Consider the following 24280-nt stretch of genomic DNA (forward strand, 5'->3'; position numbering starts at 1 on the left):
CTTGACGACATGTCCCAGGTGCTGTTGATCGAAGACCACCAGACGGTGCGCGACGGACTGCAGTTGGCGCTCACCCGACAGGGCCACACCGTGCATGCCGTGGGCACCGGTGAGCAGGGGTTGGAGCGGCTGCGCACGACCCCGTCCGATGTCGTGGTCCTCGATCTCATGCTGCCCGGGATGGACGGGTTCGAGGTCTGCCGCCGGATCCGGCAGCTCGGCGACCTGCCGATCATCATGCTCACCGCCCGCAACGACGACATGGACGTGGTCGCGGGCCTGGAGGCTGGCGCCGACGACTACGTGGTCAAGCCCGTGCAGGCCCGGGTGCTGGAGGCGCGCATCCGCGCGGTGCTGCGACGGACCGGTGGCGACTCGCGGCGCGGCGGCGAGCGGACCGGCCTGGAACAGCACGGTGAGTTGACCATCGACCGGGCCGCGCTGGTGGTCAGCAAGGACGGGACGCCGGTCAGCCTCGCCCCGACGGAGCTGCGGCTGCTGCTCGAACTCTCGCACACGCCGGGCCAGGTTCTCAGCCGCCAGCAACTGCTGGAGGCCGTCTGGGAGCACGGCTATCTCGGCGACTCGCGACTCGTGGACGCGTGCGTCCAGCGGGTACGCGCCAAGATCGAGGCCGATTCGTCGGCACCGGTCTACATCCAGACCGTGCGTGGTTTCGGATACCGGTTCGGGCCGCTGTGACACAGTGGCGCCGGGTCGGCGCATGGGTCTCGGGTCTACGGGTCCGGCTCGTCCTGGCGTTCGCGCTGCTGGGCGTGACCACGACGGTGGCGGTGGCCGGTGGCAGCTACTTCCAGGCTCGGACCGTCATCCTCCAGCAGGCGCAGGACGCCGCGGTGATGTCGCTGACCGACCAGCTCACCAAGGTCTACCCGATCGCCCAGCTTCCGCCGACCCAGGACGACCTAGAACTGTTGGCCCAGCGCCTCAGTGACCGGGAGAGCTTCGCGGTGGTCGTCTACCGGGACATGCGGGCACAGGGCGGCGGCGAATTCGCCGACCCGCTCACCCCCGAGCTGCGGCAGAAGGTCCGTGACGGTCGCATCGCCTGGCAACGGGTCTCGCTCGCCGGACAACCCGCGCTGCTCATCGGTACCCAGTTGGCGCTCGACCGCCCGGACGGCACGTCCCGCCCGTCCGGGGTGGAGGTCTACTCGGTGCGCAATCTCGTTCCCGAGCAGCAGAGCGTCGACCAGCTCGCCACCAGGGCGTGGTGGACCGGTGGCCTGTCCCTGGTTCTCGCCGTCCTGCTGGCCCTGCTGTCCGCCCGCGGCGTCCTGCGACCCGTCCGCGACCTCAGCCGGGCGGCGCGCCGCCTCGGTGAGGGCGACCTGAGCACCCGGTTGACGGTTCGGGGTGCCGACGAGCTGGCGGATGTGGCACGGACCTTCAACGACACAGCGGGCACGCTGGAGCGGCAGGTCGGCGAGCTGCGGCGGTTGGAATCCGACGCCCGCCGCTTCGTGGCCGACGTCTCGCACGAACTCCGGACGCCGCTGGCCGCGATGACGGCGGTCACCGACGTGCTCGACGAGGAGGCGGAACACCTGCCCGGAGACGCGGGCCGGGCCGCCCGGCTGGTCAGCCAGGAGACCCAGAACCTCACCCAGTTGGTAAACGACCTGATCGAGATCAGCAGGTTCGACTCCGGCACCGCGCGGCTCGCCCTGGACGACGTGGACGTGGCCGCGGCGGTGACAGCGACCCTGCGGATCCGCGGCTGGCTGGACCGGGTACGAGCGGAGTTGCCACCCGGCATCGTGGCTCGACTCGACCCCCGCCGACTGGACGTCATCGTCGCCAACCTGGTCGGCAACGCCTTCCGGCACGGTGCCGAGCCGGTGTCGGTGCGACTGAGCGCCGACCGGGACTGGGTCACCATCGAGGTGGCCGACCGGGGGCCGGGACTGGACCCGGAGGTGTTGCCACACGTCTTCGACCGCCTCTACAAGGCCGACACCGCACGAACCCGCTCCGAGGGAAGCGGTCTCGGCCTCGCCATCTCCTGGGAGAACGCGCGCCTGCACCGCCACGGCGAGCGCCGGGGGAGTCTCGTCGCGGGCAACGGCACCCACGGCGGCGCGGTGTTCACCCTCCGCCTGCCCCGCGAAACGGCGGACACCGGAGGTGCCCGGTGACCGGCCGACGGACGGGCCGCGCGCTGCTCGCCGGCGGACTGCTTCTGACGCTGGTCGCGGCGGGGTGTGGGGTACGACCCAGCGCTGTCATCACCGGCCGTCCGCCGATCAGCGGCCCCGCCCAGGGCAACTGGCTCTACCTGCTCGCGCACGGCGAACTGGTGCTGGTCCTCCGCCCGGTCAACGGGGACCCGTCGCCCGCCGCCGCGCTCTCGCTGCTCGCGGCCGGTCCGCAGGAGAACGAACGCGCCCAGGGTTTCACCAGCGACGTTCCGGCCGGCCTCGACCCGGTCACTGTGACGGCGGGAGCCGATCAGGCCGGTGACCTCACGGTGCGGGCGAACATCGCCGCGCAGGCGTTGTCAGCGCACGCGGTCGACCAGATCATCTGCACGACGGTCGCCGCCGCGGCGCAGGTCAGCGCGGCGAACACCGCCACCACCGTCACGATCGTCGGGTCGGACGGCGTCCAAGCGCCCCGGGCGTGCCCGATCAGGTGACCGGGCACGCCCGCCGACTCACACCAGATGGTCGACCGCGCGTTCCGGCCGGGGCAACCCGCTGTGGTGGCCGTGGTCCTCATCGGCCAGCGCGCCGGCGATCAGGATGTCGATCAGGGAGGCGAAGCCGATACCGGCCTGCTGCCAGATCTGCGGGAACTGGGACGCGGCGGTGAAGCCGGGGAACGTGTTGACCTCGTTGACGATGGGCTCGGGCGACCCCTCGGTGGGCAGGAAGAAGTCGACCCGCAGCAGCCCACGGCAGTCGAGGGCCTGGAAGGCGCGAATCGCACGGTCCTGAAGCACCTCGGTGGTCGCCGCGTCGAGCGGGGCGGGAATCTGGAAGATCGCCCCGCCGTCGTACTTCGCGTCGTAGTCGAAGAAGCCGGCGCCGGTCACGCTGATCTCCAGCGGCGGGCCGGCCTGTACCCGGCCGTCCGGGTGCTGGAGGACCGCCACGTCGATCTCCCGTCCCCGCGCCCCCTGCTCGACGAGCACCTTCGGGTCGACCTGGCGGGCCTGTTCCAGCGCGGCGGGAACTCCCGCCCAGTCGTCCACTCTGACGACGCCCAGGCTCGACCCGGCCCGGGCCGGCTTGACAAAGACCGGCAGTTCCAGCCGACGCTGGTCCTCGGGCGACAGGGCCTCACCGGGACGCAGGGTCACCCCCGGGCTGACCCGCAGGCCCTCCGCCGCGAGGAGCCGCTTGGTGACCCCCTTGTCCATGCCGGCGGCGCTGGCGAAGACACCGTTGCCGACGTACGGCACGCCGAGCCACTCCAGCAGCGACGACACGGTGCCGTCCTCGCCGTACGGGCCGTGCAGGGCCGGGAAGACCACGTCCTGGGCACGAAGGACGCGCAACGCCGCAGGCAGAGGCGTCGGTCGACCGCCGACGTGCCACCCGCCCTCGCGGTCGATGAGCACCTCGGTCACCTGGTACCGCTCACGGTCCAGGTGGGCGAGGATGCTCGCCGCCGAGCGACAGGACACCTCGTGCTCGCCGCTCTGCCCGCCGTACAGCACTGCCAGTCGGGTTGTCATGAGTTCCGTGCCCTTCCGTGGAGGTGCTCGCGGGCCACCCGGGCCCCGATGCCGGTCAAGATCTCGTGTGGGTTGGTGTCGGCCCAGCGGGCCCACTCGACGACCGTCGGAGGGTGCTGGTCGCCCTCGGCCGGGCCGAACACCACGACCGGGTCGCCGATCGTCACGGGAAGATCCCCGGCGTCGACCACACACTGGTCCATGGCGATGCGCCCGACGATCGGGCACCGCCGGCCGGCGAGCCACACCGAGGCGCGGCCACCCGCGGCCCGGGGCAGCCCGTCGGCGTAACCGAGCGGCAGCAGCGCCAGCGTGGTCGGTGCGCCGGTCACGTGCTCGGGCCCGTAGGAGACGCCAGTGCCGGCCGGCACCCGCTTGACGTTGACAACGCTCGTGCGCAGGGTCATCGCGGGGTGCAGCCCGAACTCGCCCGGACCGCTCACGCCGAACGGGTCCACGCCGTAGAGGGCGATCCCGATCCGGCAGAGGTCGAATCGGGTCCGCGGTGCGGAGAGGGCGGCCGCCGAGTTGGCCAGGTGAACGAGATCAGGAGCCAGGCCGGCCGACCGTGCGGTCCGCAGCGCCTCCTCGAAGGTCGCCACCTGACGGGTGAGCGCGGGGGCGCCCGGCAGGTCGGCGTCGGCGAGGTGGGACCACACCCCGCGCACCCGGATCCCACCCTCTCGCTCGTACTTGCGGGCCCAACCGACCAACTCGGGCCAGTCGTCGCCGGCGGCCCCGTTGCGGGACAACCCGGTGTCCGCCTTGAGCTGCACCATCGCCGGTACGCCGAGCAGACGGGCCGCGTCGGCGACGGCGTGCAGGTGCGTCGTCGTGGACACGCCGACGTCGACGCCACTCTTGATCAAGATACCGAAGTCGTCATCCGGGCCGTGCAGCCAGCTCAACGTGGGCGCTGTCACACCCTCCTCGCGCAGGGTCAGCGCCTCGGCCGTCGAGGTCACTCCCAGCCAGGAGGCGCCGGCGCGCAGCGCGGCCCGGGCCACCTGCGCCGCGCCGTGGCCGAACCCGTCGGCCTTCACCACGGCCATCAGTCCGGTGCCGGTGACCGACGCGATCGTCCGCACGTTGCTGGCGATCGCGTCCAGGTCGATCAGGGCTTCGGCGAGGGCGCTCATCCGGCCGCCTCCACCCGTCGCGAGCCGGGCAGCGCGAACAGCCAGCCCGCGCGAGCCGCCAGCAGCCCGCGGTGAACGGCCAGGCTCAGAGCGATCACCAGCCCGCTCAGCAGAATCGGATAACCGAGCACGATCAGGCCCTGAGCGGACCCACCCAGCCCGGAAACCGGTGCGAGCAACAGCCGGTGCAGCAGGGCCAGGACCGGCATGTGAATGACGTAGATCGGCAGGGTGATGCGGCCGAGCCTAGCCAGCGGTTCGCTGAGCGCCGAGCACCGCGACAGCCGGGCAGCGGCGGTTATGCCGAAGATCACTGCCACCACGGAGACCGCCGGCCATACCCCGAACCACTGCTGGGCGCCGGTTGCCGCCATCGCGGCGAGCGCCAGGACGTAGCCACCCGAGGTCAGTAACAGCCGGCGGCGGGTGGCGGTGGCGGCCCACTGCTGGATCTGCGGCCGCAGGTACAGGCCGGCGAGGAAGAAGATCAGATTCTGGTAGAGGCCGGCGCGGTTGCCCGGCGTGTCGAGCAGGCCGGCGGCGGCGACGGCGGACAGCGCGGCGGCGGGGACCAGGACCAGCGCCCGGGGCACCCGGCGGGTCAACTTGGCGATCGTGAAGTACAGCGCCAGGGCGTACAGGTACCAGAGGTTGGACGGCGTGATGGTGAACTGCTCCAGCAGGCCGAGCGCCGAGGTGGCCCGGTCGGTCGGCAGTTCCGGTGCGGCGGCGAGGACCACTGTGTGGATCAGCAGCCAGACGGCGTACAGGTAGAGGAACCCGGCGATCCGGCTGCGGGCGACGACCCGCCACGGCCGCTGGGCGGCGTTCGCCGCGAAGACGCCCGAGATGGTGAAGAACAACGGCATCCGCAGCGGAAGGAACTGCTCACCCAGCGTTCCCCAGAAGCCCGGCACCGGTACGCCGATGTGCCAGTCGATCTGGAGGTAGTCCTTCACGACGACGTGCCACAGGACGACGAGGATGATGCAGACGCCCTTCGCGGCATCGGCCCACTGCGCCCGGTGTGATCCGGCGGCGGGTGCGGTCGCGGAGGCAGAGGTGGATCCGGTCCGTTGGCGGTGGCGGAACCGGACGCGTGGCGCGTCGGGCTCCGGCTCGGCGGGCCGGGATTCGGTGGGAGAGAGCTGTTGGATCACTCACCGAAAGCTGCCAGCCGGATATCCGCACGTGATCCACGAATTGTCATGGTCCGGTAATGGACGCCGTCGGACCCGATCCGTAGGCGGTTCGGAGCCGCCCCCGGCGGACGCCAGGCGGCACTAGGCTCGTTGCGGAGGTGTCGAACATGAAGCTCGGGCTGCACTACTGGAACTACTCGACTCCGGCCGACCCGGCCGCTATCGCACCGACCCTGGCGCAGACGGCGACAGTCGCCGAGCAGGCCGGCGTCGCGTCGTTCACTGTGATGGACCACTTCTTCCAGATGGACGCGGTGTTCGCGGCCGACGAGCCGATGCTGGAGGCGTACACCACGCTCGGCTACGTCGCGGCCATGACCCAGCGGATGACGCTGGGCGTACTGGTCACCGGCGTGATGTACCGCTACCCGGGGTTGCTCGCCAAGACCGTGACGACCCTCGACGTGCTCTCCGGCGGCCGGGCCCGCCTCGGCATCGGCGCCTCCTGGTACGAGCGGGAGCAGCTCGGGTTGGGTGTGCCGGTCGTCCCGGTGGCCGAGCGGTTCGAGCGGTTGGAGGAGACGCTGCGCATCTGCCTTCAGATGTGGAGTGCCGACGACGGCCCGTTCAACGGGAAGCACTACCAGCTCGCCGAGACCATCAACTCGCCGCAGCCGTTGAGCCGCCCGCGACCGCCCATCATGATCGGTGGTGGCGGCGAGAAGAAGACCCTGCTGCTGGTGGCCCGGTACGCCGACGCCTGCAACCTGTTCGGCCGCAGCGGTAGCGACGACATCGCGCGCAAGCTGGATGTGCTGCGCGGGCACTGCGCCGCCGAGGGTCGCGACTACGACACCATCGAGAAGACGGTGGTCGCCGCCCAGGCGCCGCTGGACGACACCGACGCGTTCCTCGCCGAGGTGTCCGAGTACGCCGCGCTCGGGGTGAGCGAGGTGCAGGTGACGCCGGATCGGGACCCGATCGAGTTCGCCCGGCGGCTCGGCGACGAGGTGCTGCCCCGGCTGGCCGACATCGGTTGATTCCGCCTCGACCGGTGTGGGTGCCATCGTGAACAAATAGCCAATTCCTGGTGGCTCAACGGCGCGCCCACACCGTCTGTGGCTCCACAAACGACGTCGTCGGCGCGAATGAGCCGAATCACATCCGGTGGTTCGCTTCGACTGCCGGAAATTGTTCGACGACGTGCCAGGTAGCCTCTCCGGGTGTCGCAGATGTTGCCGCTTCTTGTTACCGATCGGTATGACGTCGTCGAGCTCATCGGCCAGGGTGGAATGGGTCGAGTGTGGAAAGCCCGCGACCGAATGCTGCAACGGGACGTCGCCATCAAGGAAATCGTTCCGCCCCCTGGTCTGACCATTGAGGCGCGACAGGAATTGCGGGTCCGGTCACTTCGGGAGGCACGGGCAATCGCGCAACTCGACCACGTCAACGTCGTCCGGGTCTTCGATGTGCTGTTGAGCGCCGACGGTGACCCGCAGATCGTGATGGAGTACGTGCCGTCCCGTTCGCTGCACGACACGATCACCACCGACGGTCCCGTCCCGCCGGTGCGGGCGGCCGAGATCGGGCTGGCCGTGCTCGGCGCGCTACGCGCCGCCCACCGCGCCGGGATCATGCACCGCGACGTCAAACCGGCGAACATCCTCGTCGGTGCGGACGACCGGATCGTGCTCACCGACTTCGGCCTGGCCACCGCCGTCGAGGACGTGAACCTCACCCTCAGCGGTGTGGTGCTCGGCTCGCCCGCGTACGTCTCTCCCGAACGGGCCATGCGGGGCACTGTGGGTCCGGAGGGGGATTTCTGGTCGCTCGGCGCGACCCTGTACGCCGCCGTCGAGGGCCAGTCGCCGTACGCCCGGCCGTCGAGTCTGATGAGCCTCACCGCCCTGGTCACCGAGCCGCCGCCCGCGGCGCGACGGGCGGGACCGCTCGCGCCGGTGCTGGCCGGTCTGCTGCGCAAGGACCCGGCCGAGCGGATGGACGCGGACGCGGCCGAGCAGTTGCTCCGGACGGCGCTGGACGGCACACCCCGGCCGCCCATAGCGGTGACGTGGCGTCCGGCGCCCGCCGCGTCAACGGCGATCACGGCCCATCCGGTCGACACTCCCGACGTACCCCGGTCGTCGGCCCCGGTGGCCGCGGATCGTGCCGGTCGGGGACCGGCCCGCCGACGGCGGACCTGGCTTCTCGGTGGCCTCGCGGCAGTGGTCGCACTCGGCCTGGCGGTCGGGGTTCCGCTGGCCACCCGCCGTGCGTCGCGGCCGGCCGGGGGAGGGGCCGAGTTGGTGGACGCCGCAGTGCCGGGTGCGCCGTCGACGCCCGCTGCCGCACCGACGACCGCTGCGCTCCGACCGATCTCGTGGTCGGTCTACCGGGACAGCAGCGGCTTCTCGATGCCGGCGCCGCGCGACTGGCAGATCGTCCGGCGCGGGCAGCGGGTCGAACTGCACGAGCCGGGCGGCGAACGGATGCTGGTCGTCAGCCAGACCGACTCGCCGCGCAACGACCCGTTGGCCGAACTGGCCGGCCCGGCCGTCGGTGAGCGGTACCGCGACTACCGCCGGGTCGAGCTGCTCGCCGTCAACTACCAGCTCAAGGCAGCCGACCTGGAGTGGGTTTACACCAGCGAGGCGGGTACCGCGATGCGCGGGCGCCAGCGCACCTTCACGACGGAGAAGCGTCAGGGTTACCGCATCGCCTGGTTGACACCCGAGTCCGCCTGGGAGGTCGCCGGGACGGACGCGTTCCGGGAGATCACCGCGGGCTTCCGGCCGGCGTCGACGGCGGGTGGGGCCACCCCGTCGGCCACGCCGGACCGTCGAGTGTCACCGACCCCGAGCGTGCCCCCGGCGCGGTCGGGCAACCGGCTCGTCGGGGTGGCGAGCAAGCGGTGCCTGGACGTGAGCGCGCCGGAATCACCCGACCCGGTCCGGCTCGGGATCTGGGACTGCCGGGACGCCCGCGCCTCCCACCAGCTCTGGGCGATGCGCTCGGACCGGAGCGTGCAGTTGGGTGGGCGTTGCCTGGACGTGCTCTCCGCGTCCAGCGACGCCGGAGCGGCGATCCAGCTCACCACCTGCAACACGACCCCGGCGCAACAGTTCACACTGAACGAGGCCGGGCAACTCGTCAACGCGCACAGCGGACTGTGCCTGGGCACTGTCGGTCAGAGCACCGCGAACGGCGCGATGATCGAGCAGCGCAGCTGTAGTGCCGGCACGAGCCAACTGCAGTGGACCCGGCGATAGCGCCAGGACGCCGACGAGGGCCCTCCTCCCGGTGCTGCGGAGGACGGCCCTCGTCGGTGGTGGGGTCAGGCGACCGCTGCGGGGAATCGTTCCCAGACCCGGTGCGCGGCCATCAACTGCTGCACAGCGGTCAGCGCCTCGGCGCCCGAGCCCGCCGCCACGACGCCCGGGGTGCCGGCGACGCCGGCCTGCTCCAGCACTGTGACGCCGGCGCCCCAGGCGCCGATCGCCTTGGCGTGCCGCCAGCACTCCTCGACGAGCAGCAGCACGCGGGGGTCGACGGTTGCCGGGTCTGGCGTGCCCGCCTTGGCGTCGCGGGCGGGCAGGGCGTCCGGTGCGGGCGCCGGTGCTCCGGCCAGCAGGACCGCGTCGAACTCGACCGACCGGCCGGTGGCGAAGGTGCGCTGCACCGGCAGGTCACCCACCAGGCCGCCGTGCGGGGCGATCAGCAGCGGCACCATACCCGCGCTGAACACCGCCTGGCGGACCTCGTCGACGCCGTCCAGGTCGCCGTCGGGGTCGACGACGATCCCGACGGTGCGGCCATCGCTCGGCCACTCCCGACCGACCTGCGACAGCGCCGGGCTGGGCGTGACGTCGGGGAGCGGCACTGTCGGCTGGGGTGCGGGCAGGCCCAGGCCGGCGGCTACCTGCTCGCACAGCACCGGGTCGATGTTGGCGAGGCTCTGCAGCTGGCGCTCCTTGATCGCTTGGTGGTAGCACTTGCCCAGCTCGAAGGTGTACGCCCGGATGATGTGTTCCTTCTCGACCGGCGACATGCTCAGCCAGAACAGACGGACCTGGCTGTAGTGGTCGTCGAACGAGGCGGGGTTGGCGCGTACCTTCGGTGCCTGCGCGACAGTGACCGGCACGTCGACGAAGGCGTGCTCGGCGTCCCCGGCGGGGAACGGGTTGCCGCCGTCGAGCGAGTTCGGTCGGTACGGTGCGACGCCGCCGTGCACGGCGTGCTGGTGGAAGCCGTCGCGCAGCATGTCGTTCACGTCGGCGTGCGGGCGGTTGATCGGGATCTGCGTGAAGTTCGGCCCGCCCAGCCGGGTGAGCTGCGTATCGAGGTACGAGAAGAGCCGGCCCTGCAACAGCGGGTCGTTGGTGACGTCGATGCCTGGGGGCAGGTGACCGAGGTGGAAGGCGACCTGTTCGGTCTCGGCGAAGAAGTTCGTGGGCGTCCGGTTGAGCACCAGCTTCCCGATGGGCTGCACCTCGGCCAGCTCCTCCGGCACGATCTTCGTCGGGTCGAGCAGGTCGATCCCGTCGAAGGTCTCCTCGGGGGTGTCCGGGAAGACCTGGATGCCCAGCTCCCACTCGGGGTACGCGCCGGCCTCGATGGCGTCGTAGAGGTCGCGTCGGTGGAAGTCCGGGTCGATGCCGCCGAGCAGCTGGGCCTCCTCCCAGGTCAGTGAGTGCACGCCCAGCTTCGGCTTCCAGTGGAACTTGGCCAGCACCGTCTCCCCAGCCTCGTTGACGAGGCGGAAGGTGTGCACGCCGAAGCCCTCCATCGTCCGGTACGAACGCGGAATGCCCCGGTCGGACATGTTCCAGATGGTGTGGTGCTGCGCCTCGGTGTGCAGCGACACGAAGTCCCAGAAGGTGTCGTGGGCGCTCTGCGCCTGCGGGATCTCCCGGTCGGGGTGCGGCTTGCCGGCGTGGATGATGTCCGGGAACTTGATCGCGTCCTGGATGAAGAAGACCGGCATGTTGTTGCCGACCAGGTCGAAGGTGCCCTCGTCGGTGTAGAACTTCGTGGCGAAGCCACGGGTGTCGCGGACCGTGTCGGCCGAACCCCGCGAACCGAGCACCGTGGAGAACCTGACGAAGACGTCGGTCTCACGGCCCTTCTTGAGGAAGCCGGCACGGGTGACCGCCTCGGCGGTGCCGTACGCGGTGAAGACACCGTGCGCGCCGGCGCCCCGGGCGTGCACCACGCGCTCCGGAATGCGTTCGTGGTCGAAGTGCGTGATCTTCTCGCGGAGGTGGTGGTCCTGGAGGAGCACCGGGCCGCGCGGGCCGGCCTTGAGCGAGTGGTCGGTGTCGCGCAGCCGTGCCCCGTTCGCTGTCGTGAGGTAGGCCCCCTGCTGACCGTTCGCGATCGTCGGCGCGCCGGTCTCCGCGCCGGTCGGCGTGCGCGTCTGCGGTGCCCCCTGTTCCGGCTTCGGCGGCAGCGGGTCGTGCGGCGTCGTCGGCTCCTCGATCGGTGGCGGCGCGCTCCCCGGCGCACCGGGGATGTCGGGGGTGAGGGCGTCGGCGATCTTTCCTGAGGCGGTCTTCACGACGTTCTTGACCGCCTCGGCGGGCTTGCTGGAATCCACTGAATGAACCTCTCCATGGCGCGTGTGCGGGCCGGCGCCTGCCCTGCTACCCCAGGTCAGAGGGTCGAAACACGACTCATCTCGGCATCCTGCGCCGGGACTGGTGATTTCGCCGATGCCGGGATCGGCCAGGCAGCCAAAACTGACATACGTCGATATCCCTCGACTTTAGGGAGTGCCCGACGTGTCCTCACCAACCACCACCCGTCCCCGTTCCGTCGCAGCCCGTGCCACCCGGCTCGCCTTGGCCGCCGTCCTGGCCGCCGGCGGCGTCGTGGCCGGATCGTCCGGCGCCGCCCAGGCCGCCGGCCCGTACGAGCGAGGCCCCGCCCCGACCACAGCGATCCTGGAGGCGAGCCGCGGCCCGTTCGCGACGTCCTCGCAGAGCGTGTCCTCGCTGAGCGTCACCGGCTTCGGCGGCGGCGTCATCTACTACCCGACCAGCACCAGCGAGGGCACCTTCGGCGCCATCGCCATCTCGCCCGGTTACACCGCCGCCTGGTCCAGCATCAGCTGGCTCGGACCACGCATCGCCTCGCACGGTTTCGTGGTGATCGGCATCGAGACCAACAGTCGCCTGGACCAGCCGGACAGCCGGGGCCGGCAGTTGCTCGCCGCGCTGGACTACCTGACCCAGCGCAGTTCGGTGCGCACCCGGATCGACAGCAGTCGACTCGCTGTGGCCGGTCACTCCATGGGTGGCGGGGGCAGCCTGGAGGCGGCCTCGTCGCGGCCGTCGTTGCAGGCCGCGGTGCCGCTGGCACCGTGGAACCTGGACAAGAGCTGGTCCGAGCTACGGGTGCCCACGCTGATCGTCGGTGGGGAGAGCGACAGCGTCGCGCCGGTCTCGTCGCACTCGGTGCCCTTCTACAACAGCATCCCGGCGTCCGCCGAGAAGGCGTACCTGGAGCTGAACGGGGCGAGCCACTTCTTCCCGCAGACCACCAACACGCCGACCGCGCGGCAGATGGTGGCCTGGTTGAAGCGGTTCGTCGACGACGACACCCGCTACGAGCAGTTCCTCTGCCCCGGCCCGAGCGGCTCGCAGATCCAGGAGTACCGCAACACCTGTCCCAGCGCCTGACGGCGGTCACGGGGCGGTCGCCGCTGGCGGCCGCCCCGTCCACGTGCGTAAAGGGGGCATTGAAGGTCTTGACGCCAAACCCGAGAAACGTACACTGCGAGTGTAAATAAACACCCGCCACGACAGAGGGATGGGTGATGGAGCGCGGCCTCGAACTGCACCACATCGGCGTCCGTTTCGGCGGCCTCACCGCCCTCGACGACGTGTCCCTGCGGGTGCCACCCAACCGGGTGGTGGGCGTCATCGGACCCAACGGCGCCGGCAAGACCACGCTGTTCAACGTGATCTGCGGCTTCGTCGCACCGGAGACGGGCTCACTCACCCTCGACGGCCGGCCGCTGCGGCCACGGCCGCACCGGCTGACCCGGCTCGGCATCGCCCGGACCCTCCAGGGCACCGGGCTCTTCGCCGGGCTGAGCGTGCTGGAGAACGTGATGACCGGCGCTTCGCACACCGCCCGTGCCGGCTTCGTCCCGGCGCTGCTCGGGCTGCCGGCCAGCGACCGCGACGAGCGCCGGCTGCGCGCGGACGCCCTGGCCATCCTCGACGAGCTGGGCATCGCCGAGCACGCGGGGGCCGCGCCGGCCACCCTGCCCTTCGCCGTGCGCCAGCGGGTCGCCCTGGCCCGCGCGCTCGCCGCCCGGCCCCGGCTGCTCCTGCTCGACGAGCCGGCCGGTGGCCTCGGGGCGGACGACATCGCCGAGCTGGCGGAGCTGGTCCGGCAACTGCCCCGACGGGACACCGACCCCTGCGCCGTGCTCCTGGTCGAGCACCACATGGACCTGGTGATGGCCGTCTGCGACGAGCTCGTGGTCCTCGACTTCGGTCGGGTCATCGCCGCCGGCGCCCCGGACGAGATCCGCGACGACCCCGCGGTCACCGACGCGTACCTCGGTGCCACCGTCGAGGAAGAGGTCTCCCCATGAGCGGCACCGATCTGCTGGTCGTGCGGGGGCTGGTCGCCGGTTACGGCGCCGCGCCCGTGTTGCGGGCCATCGACCTCACCATCCCGGCCGGCACGATCGCCGCTGTCGTCGGCGCCAACGGCGCCGGCAAGACCACCCTCCTGCGCGCGCTCTCCGGCATGATCCGCCCGGCCGCAGGTCAGGTCCTGCTGGCCGGGGAGGACCTTCGCGGTACGCCGGTGGAGCAGCTCGTCCGACGCGGCATGGCGCACGTCCCGGAGGGCCGGGGCGTGATCAGCGAGCTGACCGTCGACGAGAACCTGCGGCTGGGCGGGCTGTGGCGACGCGACCGGGCCGACGCCGGGCGGGCGCTCGACGAGGTCTACCAGCTCTTCGAGCCGCTGGCCCGACGCCGCCGGCACCTCGGTCACCAGCTCTCCGGCGGGGAGCGGCAGATGCTCGCGCTCGGTCGGGCCCTGGTCGGCCGGCCCCGTCTGCTGTTGCTGGACGAGCCGTCGCTCGGCCTGGCGCCACGGGTGGTCGCCCGGACCATGGCCCTGCTCCGCCAACTGCGCGACCGCACCGGGCTGACCGTCCTGCTGGTCGAGCAGAACGTGCGCAGCGCGCTCGCCGTCGCCGACCAGGGCGTCGTGATGTCCCTCGGTCGGGTGGTGATCGCCGCCCCGGCGGTGCAGCTACGCGACGACGTCGACCTGCGCCACGCCTACCTCGGTTTCTGACCACCACCTCGTCCCCCGGAGGGAGAACTGTTGGACCGCTTCGTCTTCCTCACCGTCGACGGCCTGTCCCGGGGCGCGGTGTATGCCGCGTTCGCACTGGCCCTGGTGCTCATCTGGCGGGCGGCGCGGGTCGTCAACTTCGCCCAGGGAGCGATGGCCGTCGCCGCCGCGTACGTCGCCTACACGGTCAGCACCGCCACCGGTTCCTACTGGCTGGGCTTCGTTGTCGCGATCGTCACCGGCCTGCTGCTCGGTGCGCTGGTGGACCGGGTGGTGATGCGGCACGTCGATCACGCCTCACCGCTCAACCCGGTGATCGTCGCGCTCGGGCTGGTGCTGCTGATCCAGGCCGTGCTGGGCATGGTGTACGGCAGCGAGTTCCGCCCCGCCGAGGCCCCGTTCAGCCGCTCCGCCCTCACTGTGGGCGGGGTCGCCGTGCTGTCCCCGTACGACCTGTTCGTCTTCGCCACGATCGGCGTGGTGGTCAGTGGCCTGGCCTGGATGTTCGCGCGTACCCCGGTGGGGTTGCGGATGCGCGCGGCGGCCTTCGCTCCGGAGGTCTCCCGGCTGCTCGGGGTCAACGTCGGTGGGATGCTGACCCTCGGCTGGGCGCTCGCCTCCGGGGTGGGCGCGCTGGCCGCCATGCTGGTCCTGCCGACCGAGTTGGGCCTGCACCCGCACGCCATGGACCTGGTGTTCGTCTCGGCGTTCACGGCGGCGGTGGTCGGCGGGCTGGACAGTCCACCGGGGGCGGTGGTCGGTGGGCTGGTGGTGGGGCTGCTGCTCTCCTACGTGAGCGGCTACGCCGGCAGTGACCTCACCCCGCTCGCGGTGCTGGTCCTGCTGCTGGCGGTGCTGCTGGTCCGGCCCGGTGGGCTGTTCGCCCCGGTCGCGGCGAGGCGGGTGTGAGCGCCACGAAGGCGGCAGTGCCGCCGACGGAGCAGCTCGACGACCCGGGCGGCCGACCGGTCGACCGGCGACGCGGCTCCACACTGCTGCGCCACCTCGCGGTGGTGCTGGCCGCAGGGTTGCTGCTGGTGGCGCTCAGCTACTCCGTCGAGCCGTTCCGCAACTTCCAGCTCGCCACAGTGGCCGCCTACCTCTGCGCGACCGCGGGGCTGACCGTCCTCACCGGGCTCAACGGTCAACTGTCGCTCGGGCACGGCGCGCTGATGGCCACCGGGGCGTACACGGTGGCGCTGTGCCAGACCGCGTTCGCCGACCGGGGGATGACCGGCGGCTGGCTGTTGCCGCTGTCGTTGGCCGCGGCGATCGTCAGCACCGTCGCGGTCGGCGCTGTGGTCGGTGTGGCCGCGGCCCGCCTGCGCGGCCCCTATCTGGCCGGGGTCACCCTCGCGGTGGCAGTGGTGGTGCCGGCGCTGGCTGTCACCTTCGACGGCGTGTTCAACGGCGAGCAGGGGCTGTCGGTGCCGGTGGAGCCGCCGCCGCTGTCGCTCGGCCCGTACTTCCCGTACGAGCGGTGGCAGCTCTGGGTCACCGGCGCGGCCACCCTGCTCGCGTTGCTGCTGTTGGCGAATCTGGTCCGCAGCCGGTACGGGCGTACCTTCCGGGCGGTCCGCGACGACGAGGTGGCGGCCCGCCTCGCCGGCATCCACGTGGCCCGCACCCAGGTCCTCGCGTTCGTGGTCAGCGCGGCCACCGCCGGGCTCGGCGGCGCGCTGCTGGCGGTGCTCGCGCAGAGCGTCTCACCCGGCGCGTTCTCGCTGACCCTGTCGCTGTTCCTGCTGATGGCCGTGGTGATCGGTGGCCTGGGTCGACTGACCGGCGCGTTGTGGGGGGCCGTCCTGCTGGTCGCCCTGCCCGATCTGACCCACTCGGTGACCGAGATGCTCACGCTCTCGCCCGCTGTGGCGCAGCGGCTGGAGGGCAACCTCCCCCTGGCGATCTTCGGTCTCACCCTGATCGTCGTCATGATCGCCGCCCCCGGCGGTGTGCAGGGTCTGCTGTCGCGTCTCGGCCGGGCGTTGCTGGCCAGGCGGCCGACCCGGCGTTCCTGAGCTGTCCTCGGTCCGGCCTCGGCCGGGCGCCCCACCACCACACCGTTCCCACAGACAACCGGACCGAGAAAGGTCGGTGTTTCCCATGCACCGTAAAGCGCATCGCGGCCTCGCGATCGCCAGCACCCTTGCCCTGCTCATCACCGCAGCCGGCTGTAGCGGCGACGACGGCCCCGGCTCCGGCGGGGCGTCGGTGCCGGGCGTCACCGACACCGAGATCGTCGTCGGCACCCACATGCCGCTGACCGGTCCGGCCTCGGCCGGCTACTCGAAGATCGCTCCGGCGACGAAGGCGTACTTCGACTACGTCAACGCCAACGGCGGAGTGCACGGCCGCAAGATCACCTACAAGATCATGGACGACGGCTACAACCCGGCGAACACCCAGCAGGTGGTCCGTCAGCTCGTCCTCCAGGACAAGGTCTTCGCCGTCCTCAATGGTCTGGGCACGCCGACGCACACCGGTGTGCTCGACTTCCTCAAGAGCAACCGGGTGCCAGACCTCTTCGTCGCCTCCGGTAGCCGCAGCTGGGACCAGCCGGACAAGTATCCGGGCACGTTCGGGTTCAACCCGGACTACACCGTCGAGGGCAAGATCCTCGCCAACTACGCGAAGGCGAACCTGGCCGGCCAGAAGGTCTGCTTCCTCGGTCAGGACGACGACTTCGGCCGGGACAGCCTGGCCGGCGTGGAGAAGGTGCTCGGCGCCGGTGCCGTGGCGGTCAAGCAGACGTACGTCACCAGCAACACCAACGTGGCGCCGCAGATCGGCGCGTTCAAGGCGGCCGGTTGCCAGGTCGTCGTGCTCGCCACAGTGCCCGGCTTCACAGCGCTCTCCGTCGGCACGGCGGCACGGCTGGGCTTCAAGCCGCAGTGGCTGGTCTCCAACGTCGGCGCCGACCACCCGACCCTGGCCAAGCAGCTCGGCGCCGCCGCGCCGCTGCTGGAGGGGATGGTCGGCACCAACTACCTGCCGATGCAGAACGACACGGCGAACCCGTGGATCCAGCTCTTCACGAAGGTCAACAAGGAGCACAACGGGGACGCGCCGTTCGACGGCAACACCGTCTACGGCATGTCGGTCGGCTATCTCTTCGTGCAGACGCTGCTCGCCGCCGGCAAGGACCTCACCCGGGAGAAGGTGCTGGGGGCAGTGCAGAAGGGCGGCTTCCAGGGCCCCGGGCTGGTGCCGCTGCGCTTCTCGGCCACTGATCACTCCGGGTACGGCGGCCAGCGGTTGAGCCGGGTGAGCGGGGGAGTGCAGACCTACTTCGGGCCGGCGTACGAGACGGACGAGGCGGACGGGGCGGTCAACGAGTACACCGTCGCCCCGGCCGCGCCGCCGGCGAACGGGGTGCCGACCGTCTCCTGAGGCCCCGCAGCCCCGACGTCCGACCGGGCGTGGTTTCCCCCGACCACGCCCGGTCGGACTGCTGCGCGCGTGCTGCCGGAGCGGCCTGTCGACCAATCGTCGAAGGCGTTGACCGATACCGATCGACGCTCCTACTATCTGCACCGTGAATGCATATTCGGGCCGACTCGCGGATAGGGTCGCCATCGTCACCGGCGCCAGTCGGGGGATCGGTCTGGCCATCGCCCAACGCCTCGTCGCCGAGGGCGCGCGGGTGGGTCTGACCGCCCGCCGTCCCGAAGGGCTGGCCGAGGCGGTCGCCACCCTGGGCGGTTCGGCACACGCCCTCGCGGTGCCGGGTCGGGCCGACGATCCCGAGCATCGGGCCGCCGCGGTGAGCCAGGTGAGCGCGGCGTTCGGGCCGGTGGATCTGCTGGTCAACAACACCGGCATCAACCCGGTGCACGGCCCGCTGGTCGAGCTGGACCTGGCCGCGGCCCGCAAGATCCTCGACGTGAACGTGGTCGCCGCGCTCGGCTGGGTGCAGGAGGTCTGCGCCGCCGGCATGAGCGAGCGCGGTGGCTGCGTCGTCAACGTCTCGTCGATCGCCGGGCTCGGCCCGTCGCCCGGCATCGCCTGCTACGGGGTCAGCAAGGCCGCGCTCAACCACCTCACCGCCAGCCTCGCCGTGGAGCTGGGGCCGACGGTCCGGGTCAACGCGGTCGCCCCCGGCGTGGTGAAGACCCGCTTCGCCGCCGCCCTCTACGACGGGCGGGAGGCCGAGGTCGCCGCGCGGTACCCGCTCGGGCGCCTCGGTCTGCCGTCGGACGTGGCCGGCGCGGTCGCCTTCCTGGCCTCCGACGACGCCAGTTGGATCACCGGGCAGACCATCGTCTGCGACGGCGGCGTCTCGCTGACCGGCCGGGCCGGATGACGGCGTCGGCGGAGCGTCCGGAGCCGCTGATCAACGGCTGTCTAGACTCGGCGGTGCGTCGGGGGACGTCGTGGCGGTGAGGGGGCGAGGGCGGATGGACGCAGTCGATGTGGCGGGCCGGGTCGACGGGCGCACCGCCCGCGCCGAGCGGACCCGCGCCGCCATCGTCGAGGCGCACCTCGCGCTCATCTCCGAGGGTGACCTCCGCCCGACCGGGGAACGCATCGCCGAGCGGGCCGGCATCTCGCTGCGCACCCTCTGGACCAACTTCAAGGACATGGAGACGCTCTTCGAGGCCAGCGGCGCGGAGGTGCTCCGCCAGCAGGACGCCGCCTACCGGCCGATCTCACCGGGGCTGCCATTGGCGAAGCGGGTCGACGCGTACTGCCGGCAGCGGGCTCGACTGCTCCAGCTCATCGCGTCGTCGGCGCGGGCCGCGCAGATGCGTGAGCCGGTCTCCGAACAGCTGCACCGCAACCGTCTCAAGCACATCGAACGGGTCCGCGACGAGGTCGAGGAGCTCTTCGCCGTCGAGCTGGCCGAGGCCGGGCCGGGGCGCGAGCAGTTGCTCAACGCCCTGGTGGCGGCGAGCACCTGGCAGGCCTGGTCGATGCTGCGTTACGGGCTCGGTCTCGGCGTGGACCAGGCCCGCGCGGTGATGGCCCGGACCGTGGGCGCCCTGCTGGCCGAGGTCGCGCCCGACTGATTCCGGCCCGGCCCGATATCGCCCCCTCTTTCCATTCGGTTTCCGATGGGTAACACTGGCAGGCATGGTTACTGCATCAAGAGTGCAACTAACCGTGCTGCGTGGCCGGGACGACGAGTGCCGGGCTGTCCGGAGCCTGCTCGACGGCATGACCAACGCCGGCGGTGCCCTGCTGTTGCGCGGAGAGCCCGGATCGGGCCGGACAGCGCTTCTCGGCTACGCCCATCGGCACGCCGAGGGTGGCTGCACAGTGCTGGCCGGCAGCGGGCTCGCCGAGGAGGCCGCCCTGCCGTACGCCGGCCTGCAACGTCTGGTCGACCCGGTGCTCGACCGGGCCGCCTCGCTCCCTGGGGAGCAGCGGCAACTGCTGCGGCGGGCACTGGCCGGGGAGAGCTGCCCGGCCGACAGGCAGTTGACCCTGTCGATGGCGGTGCTCGGGCTGCTCGCCGCCGCCGCCCGGGACCGGCCGTTGCTCGCCACCATGGACGACATCGACCGAGGTGACCCGCAGACCGCGCAGGTGCTGGCGTTCGTGGCCCGCCGACTGCGGCACCTACCGCTCGCCGTCCTGCTCACCGCGGACGTCACCGCCAACCTCGACGGGATACCGGCACACCGACTGCGCGCGCTGACCGAGCACGAGAGCAGCGCCGTCCTCACCGATCGACTCGACCGGCTGACCGGGCGTGAGGGCGTCGACCGGCTCCCCGACCGGCCAGCCGCGTCGGCCCTTACCGCGTTGGCCACGATCGGCGGCGGCAACCCGCAGGCCCTGGTGGACCTCGCCGAGGTGCTCACCGCGGGGCAGTGGCGGGGCGAGGAGTCGCTGCCCGCCGCGCCACCGGCGGATGGAGCGCTGGGTCGCGCGTACCGCGCCCGGCTGGACCGGCTGCCCCCGGAGACCCGACGGGTGCTGTTGCTCGCCGCGCTCGACGAGGACGGCGAGCCGGGCACCCTGATCCGGGCCGCGTCGGCCGCCGGCGCCGAGGTCGAGGCGCTCGCACCGGCGGAGGTCGCCGGCCTGGTCCGCGTCGAGCAACGAGGTGTCACCTTTCCGCAGCCGCTGGTGCGCACGATGATCGCGGCCAGCGCGCCGCTCGCCGAGCGGCGCGCGGCGCACCGACTGCTCGCCGAGGTGCTGGTAGCGGACGGGCAGCGGCTCCGCCGGGCGATGCACCTCGCCGCCGCGACGGCGGGTGCCGATCCGGTCCTCGCCGCCGAGCTGGAACAGGCGGCGGTCGGCGGATCCGACGGTTGGGCCGCCGCTTCGGTGGCCCTGCGGTGGGCCGCCGAACTGAGCGACCAGCCGAGGCTGACCGTCACCCGTCTGCTGACCGCCGCCCGGTACGCCTGGGCCGGGGGGCAACCCGACGAGGCCCGGCTGCTGCTCGACCGCCTCCGCGCGGTCTGCGTCGACCCGGTCGTTCGAAGCCGCGCCGACCTGCTCCGCGGTGAGCTGGAGCTGCGCTGCGGCACCGCGTCGAGTGCGTCGGCCACGCTGCTGGCCTCCGCCGCGGCGGTGGACGGCACCGACCGTGCCCTGGCGTTGACCGGGCTGGTGCGGGCCGGTGAGGCGGTCTGCTTCACCGGCGACCAGTACCGGTACGCCGAGGTCGGCCGCCGGGCGCTGGCGTTGCGGCGCCCGGACGACCCGCCGGCCCTGGAGGTCATGGGCTGTCTGATCGCCGGGGTGGCGGCGACTCTGCGGGGCGACCACGAGCGAGCCGGGCCCGCGCTGCGCCGCGCCGTGGTGCTGGGCGACCGGCTGACCGGTTGGGCGTTGACCCCCACCGCGCTCAGCTGCGCCGCGGCGGCCGGGCTGCTGGTGGCCGTGGACGGCGCGGCCCACCGGCTCGCCGAACGCGCCGTCGAGCTGGCCCGGGAACGAGGTGAGCTGTCCATGCTGTCGCGGGCGTTGGAGCTGCGGGCGGTCGCCGAGTACTGGCTGGGTCGACACGAGGCGGCGGCGGAGACCTCCCGCGACGGGTTGCGCGTCGCTCGGGCAACCGGGCAGGTCAACTGCGCCAACGTCCATCTGGGCATGCTCGCCGTCCTCGCCGCGATCCGGGCCGATCGGGAGACCAGCCTGCGGCGGATCCGCGAGATCGGCGAGTCGCCGACGCCGGGCAGCCGCCCGCACGCGCTCGCCGCGTGGGCCCTGGCGGTGCTCGACCTGGTCGACGGCCGGCACGCCGAGGCCGCGGAACGGTTGGCGTCGCTGGCCCGGCTCGGCACGCGTCGAGGTCAGGTCCTGGTGCAGGTGATGGCGACCCCGTACCTGGTGGAGGCGGCGGCGCACCTGGCGCACCGGCCGGCGGCGACGGCCGCGCTCGCCGCGTTCGACAGGTGGGCCAGCAGCACGGCGAGCCCGTTGCGCCGGGCCCTGTCCGCGCGGTGTCACGCACTGCTCGCCCCTCGGGGCGGCGCCGATGCGGAACGGGACTTCCGGGCGGCGCTGCGCCTGCACCCGACCGAGGCCGGCACGTTCGAGCGGGCCCGCACCGAACTGCTCTTCGGCCAGGAGTTGCGCCGCAGTCGACGCCCTCGCGACGCGCGGACGCACCTGCACCAGGCCCGCGAGATGTTCAGCCTGCTCGGGGTGGAGTGCTGGGCCGAGCAGGCCACCACGGAGCTGCGGGCGGCCGGGGAGTCGATCGGTCCGCCGGACCTGCCCGCGGCGCGGTTGTTGACCGGCCAGCAACTGCGGATCGCCGAGTTGGTCGCCGAGGGCGCCACCAACCGGGAGATCGCCGCCCGGATGTTCCTCTCCACCCGTACTGTCGATCACCACCTGCGCAACGTGTTCCACCGGCTGGGCATCCGTTCGCGGACCGAGCTGGCCCGCGCGTTCACCGCCGAGCGGCACGTCGGTCTGGCCTCCGACCGGTGAACGTCCGGTCTGGACGCGTTTAACTATCACCGCTAGTTTGAGCGTCATGGACCTCACCCTCTCCGCCGAGCAGGCGGCGGTCCGCCAGCTGGCCGCCGAGTTCGCCGACCGCGAGCTGCTGCCGCACGCGGCCGCCTGGGATCGCCGCGAATCGGTCGACCCCGCCATCGTCGGCATGCTCGGTGACCTGGGCTTCCTGGGGCTGACCATCGCCGAGACCGACGGAGGTTCCGGCGGCGACCACCTCGCGTACTGCCTGGTCCTGGAGGAACTGGGCCGGGGCGACTCGGCGGTGCGCGGCATCGTCTCGGTCTCCCTCGGCCTGGTCGCGAAGTCGATCGCCGCGCACGGGAGCGCGGAACAGCGCGCCGAGTGGCTACCGAGGCTCTGTGCCGGCAGCGCACTCGGCTGCTTCGCGCTGACCGAGCCGGACAGCGGCTCGGACGCGGCCGCCCTGCGCACCCGTGCGGTCCGCGACGGCACCGACTGGCTGCTCACCGGCACCAAGACGTTCATCACCAACGGCACCACCGCCGAGGTCGCGCTGGTCTTCGCCCGCACCGGCGGCCCCGGGCACCGAGGAATCAGCGCTTTCCTGGTGCCCACCGACAGCCCGGGGCTGACCCGGCGGGAGATCCACGGCAAGCTCGGCCTGCGTGGTCAGGCCACCGGCGAGCTGGGCTTCGACGAGGTGCGCGTACCCGACACGGCCCGCCTCGGCGCCGAGGGCGCCGGATTCCGGCTGGCCCTGGCCACCCTCGCCAAGGGTCGGATGTCGGTGGCCGCCGGATGCGTCGGCATCGCCCAGGGTTGCCTCGACGCGGCGGTCGCTTACGCCGGGCAGCGCACCCAGTTCGGCAAGCCGATCGCCGGACACCAACTCGTCCAACAACTGCTCGCCGCGATCGCTGTCGACACCGCTGCGGCCCGGCTGCTGGTGTGGCAGGTGGCCGACCTGATCGACAGCGACCAGCCGTTCGCCACCGAGGCGTCGATGGCCAAGCTCTTCGCCAGTGAGGCCGCCGTCCGCGCGGCCAACAACGCGGTCCAGGTCTTCGGCGGGTACGGCTACATCGACGAGTATCCGGTCGGCAAGTATCTACGCGATGCCCGGGTGGCCACGCTCTACGAGGGCACCAGCCAGATTCAGCAACTCCTCATCGGACGCGCGCTCACCGGCGTCAACGCCTTCTAGTAGCTGTAGGGAGATCCGGCATGAGAGTCTTCACCTCGTTCGAGGAGTTGGCCGCCGCGACCGGCGAGAGCTTCGGGCCTGGTCCGTGGCAGCGCATCGAGCAGAGCCGCGTCGACCTCTTCGCCGACGCCACCGACGACCACCAGTGGATCCATCTCGACCCGGTCCGAGCCGCGGCGGGGCCGTTCGGCGGGACGATCGCCCACGGGTACCTCACCCTGTCGCTGTTGCCGGCGTTGGCGGGCGGGCTCTACCGGGTCGAGGGGGTGGCGATGGGCGTCAACTACGGGCTGAACCGGGTGCGCTTCCCCGCGCCGCTGCGGGTCGGCGCCGCCGTACGCGCCACCGCCACCATCGCCGACGTGTCGCCGGTCAGCGGCGGCGTGCAGTTGGTCGTGACGGTCACAGTGGAGAGCGACAGCGGCGGCAAGCCCGTCTGCGTGGCCGAGACCGTGAGCCGGCTCTACCGTGCCGTGGAGCGGTGACCGCGCCTCCGCGAGCTGACGGGGCGCCGACGGATTCCGTCGCCGCCCCGTCGCCGCACCGCACTGGCAGTCGGTGCGGACCGAACTGGTCTTGTTACTTGCGCTGGTCGCCAGAGTGATAGGGAAATCGTAATCGAATAGAATCCCCCTCGCCAATCCGGGATTGCGTGACACCCCCCGATTCCAGGACGACGATCAGTGCTGCGGGTAACAACACCGATGCCGTTTCTGGTGTGCATCACACACCCCCTCCCAGTCCTCCTCCGTGTCGTCGATCGCGTCGGGTCGTCGAACGTTGCCGCACGCCTAGTCGCGCTGTGGCTGCTACCCGACACTCGCCGATCGGCGTCCACGGAACTAGATATAGTCCCCCATGGATTGTTTGCCAATCA

The 24280-nt window shown here is 71.8% G+C and carries 20 protein-coding genes; 16 read left to right on the forward strand and 4 right to left on the reverse strand.

Annotated elements, in window-relative coordinates:
* Positions 1-9 precede the first annotated feature (9 nt).
* From AB0C19_RS05980 to AB0C19_RS05990, 3 genes are read left to right on the forward strand one after another with little or no spacing between them, the layout of a single operon-like run.
* Complete coding sequence (locus AB0C19_RS05980; protein ID WP_238682549.1) at positions 10-702, forward strand: response regulator transcription factor; 693 nt, start codon at positions 10-12, stop codon at positions 700-702.
* Entirely contained in the window at positions 699-2159 is a 1461-nt protein-coding gene (locus tag AB0C19_RS05985) for an ATP-binding protein (RefSeq protein WP_357180100.1), read from the forward strand. The genes AB0C19_RS05980 and AB0C19_RS05985 overlap by 4 nt, the downstream gene beginning before the upstream one ends.
* On the forward strand, positions 2156-2659 hold the full coding sequence (locus AB0C19_RS05990; protein ID WP_357180102.1) for a hypothetical protein: 504 nt from the start codon (positions 2156-2158) through the stop codon (positions 2657-2659). Before AB0C19_RS05985 ends, AB0C19_RS05990 begins: the two co-directional genes overlap by 4 nt.
* 18 nt (positions 2660-2677) lie before the next feature.
* Here the strand turns inward: AB0C19_RS05990 and AB0C19_RS05995 are convergent, their stop codons facing one another.
* From AB0C19_RS05995 to AB0C19_RS06005, 3 genes are read right to left on the reverse strand one after another with little or no spacing between them, the layout of a single operon-like run.
* The gene (locus tag AB0C19_RS05995; RefSeq protein WP_357180105.1) at positions 2678-3703 is read right to left on the reverse strand and encodes a D-alanine--D-alanine ligase family protein; all 1026 of its coding nucleotides are present in this window, start codon (positions 3701-3703) and stop codon (positions 2678-2680) included.
* Complete coding sequence (gene alr, locus AB0C19_RS06000; protein ID WP_357180108.1) at positions 3700-4842, reverse strand: alanine racemase; 1143 nt, start codon at positions 4840-4842, stop codon at positions 3700-3702. Before alr ends, AB0C19_RS05995 begins: the two co-directional genes overlap by 4 nt.
* Positions 4839-6002, reverse strand: coding sequence for an acyltransferase (locus AB0C19_RS06005; protein ID WP_357180111.1), 1164 nt, complete (start codon positions 6000-6002; stop codon positions 4839-4841). Before AB0C19_RS06005 ends, alr begins: the two co-directional genes overlap by 4 nt.
* Before the next feature lie 149 nt (positions 6003-6151).
* Here AB0C19_RS06005 and AB0C19_RS06010 point away from each other — a divergent pair, with 149 nt between their 5' ends.
* Both AB0C19_RS06010 and AB0C19_RS06015 read left to right on the forward strand, forming a co-directional pair.
* Positions 6152-7024, forward strand: coding sequence for an LLM class F420-dependent oxidoreductase (locus AB0C19_RS06010; RefSeq protein ID WP_357180114.1), 873 nt, complete (start codon positions 6152-6154; stop codon positions 7022-7024).
* 192 nt (positions 7025-7216) lie between these two features.
* Positions 7217-9253: a serine/threonine protein kinase gene (locus AB0C19_RS06015; RefSeq protein WP_357180715.1), complete on the forward strand. Its 2037-nt coding sequence runs from the start codon at positions 7217-7219 to the stop codon at positions 9251-9253.
* Between the two features lie 65 nt (positions 9254-9318).
* Here AB0C19_RS06015 and AB0C19_RS06020 read toward each other — a convergent pair whose 3' ends face one another.
* Positions 9319-11580, reverse strand: coding sequence for a catalase (locus tag AB0C19_RS06020; protein ID WP_357180117.1), 2262 nt, complete (start codon positions 11578-11580; stop codon positions 9319-9321).
* A gap of 184 nt (positions 11581-11764) precedes the next feature.
* Here AB0C19_RS06020 and AB0C19_RS06025 point away from each other — a divergent pair, with 184 nt between their 5' ends.
* The 11 genes from AB0C19_RS06025 (at position 11765) to AB0C19_RS06075 (ending at position 23888) form a co-directional block, all read left to right on the forward strand.
* Positions 11765-12664 (forward strand): alpha/beta hydrolase, encoded by a 900-nt coding sequence (locus AB0C19_RS06025; protein WP_357180120.1) that lies wholly within the window; start codon positions 11765-11767, stop codon positions 12662-12664.
* 137 nt (positions 12665-12801) lie between these two features.
* A complete protein-coding gene (locus tag AB0C19_RS06030; protein WP_357180123.1) occupies positions 12802-13590 on the forward strand; it encodes an ATP-binding cassette domain-containing protein in 789 nt (262 codons plus the stop codon).
* Positions 13587-14309 (forward strand): ABC transporter ATP-binding protein, encoded by a 723-nt coding sequence (locus tag AB0C19_RS06035; RefSeq protein ID WP_238682540.1) that lies wholly within the window; start codon positions 13587-13589, stop codon positions 14307-14309. The genes AB0C19_RS06030 and AB0C19_RS06035 overlap by 4 nt, the downstream gene beginning before the upstream one ends.
* Positions 14310-14339: 30 nt before the next feature.
* Complete coding sequence (locus AB0C19_RS06040; RefSeq protein WP_357180127.1) at positions 14340-15218, forward strand: branched-chain amino acid ABC transporter permease; 879 nt, start codon at positions 14340-14342, stop codon at positions 15216-15218.
* A complete protein-coding gene (locus tag AB0C19_RS06045; RefSeq protein ID WP_357180130.1) occupies positions 15215-16327 on the forward strand; it encodes a branched-chain amino acid ABC transporter permease in 1113 nt (370 codons plus the stop codon). The genes AB0C19_RS06040 and AB0C19_RS06045 overlap by 4 nt, the downstream gene beginning before the upstream one ends.
* Before the next feature lie 85 nt (positions 16328-16412).
* Positions 16413-17699, forward strand: a complete 1287-nt coding sequence (locus tag AB0C19_RS06050) for an ABC transporter substrate-binding protein (protein WP_357180133.1) — start codon at positions 16413-16415, stop codon at positions 17697-17699.
* Positions 17700-17844: 145 nt separating this feature from the next.
* Positions 17845-18612 carry an SDR family oxidoreductase gene (locus AB0C19_RS06055; RefSeq protein ID WP_357180137.1) on the forward strand — a complete coding sequence of 256 codons (768 nt, stop codon included), beginning with the start codon at positions 17845-17847 and terminating at the stop codon, positions 18610-18612.
* Positions 18613-18706: 94 nt separating this feature from the next.
* Positions 18707-19318, forward strand: coding sequence for a TetR/AcrR family transcriptional regulator (locus tag AB0C19_RS06060; protein ID WP_357180140.1), 612 nt, complete (start codon positions 18707-18709; stop codon positions 19316-19318).
* Positions 19319-19382: 64 nt separating this feature from the next.
* Positions 19383-22208, forward strand: a complete 2826-nt coding sequence (locus tag AB0C19_RS06065; RefSeq protein ID WP_357180143.1) for an AAA family ATPase — start codon at positions 19383-19385, stop codon at positions 22206-22208.
* 46 nt (positions 22209-22254) lie between these two features.
* Positions 22255-23403, forward strand: a complete 1149-nt coding sequence (locus AB0C19_RS06070; RefSeq protein WP_357180146.1) for an acyl-CoA dehydrogenase family protein — start codon at positions 22255-22257, stop codon at positions 23401-23403.
* Positions 23404-23423: 20 nt separating this feature from the next.
* Positions 23424-23888, forward strand: coding sequence for a MaoC family dehydratase (locus AB0C19_RS06075; RefSeq protein WP_357180149.1), 465 nt, complete (start codon positions 23424-23426; stop codon positions 23886-23888).
* The last annotated feature ends 392 nt before the right edge of the window (positions 23889-24280 follow it).

The sequence above is a fragment of the Micromonospora sp. NPDC048842 genome (assembly GCF_040649935.1).
In the GTDB taxonomy this organism is placed as follows: Bacteria; Actinomycetota; Actinomycetes; order Mycobacteriales; family Micromonosporaceae; genus Micromonospora; species Micromonospora hortensis.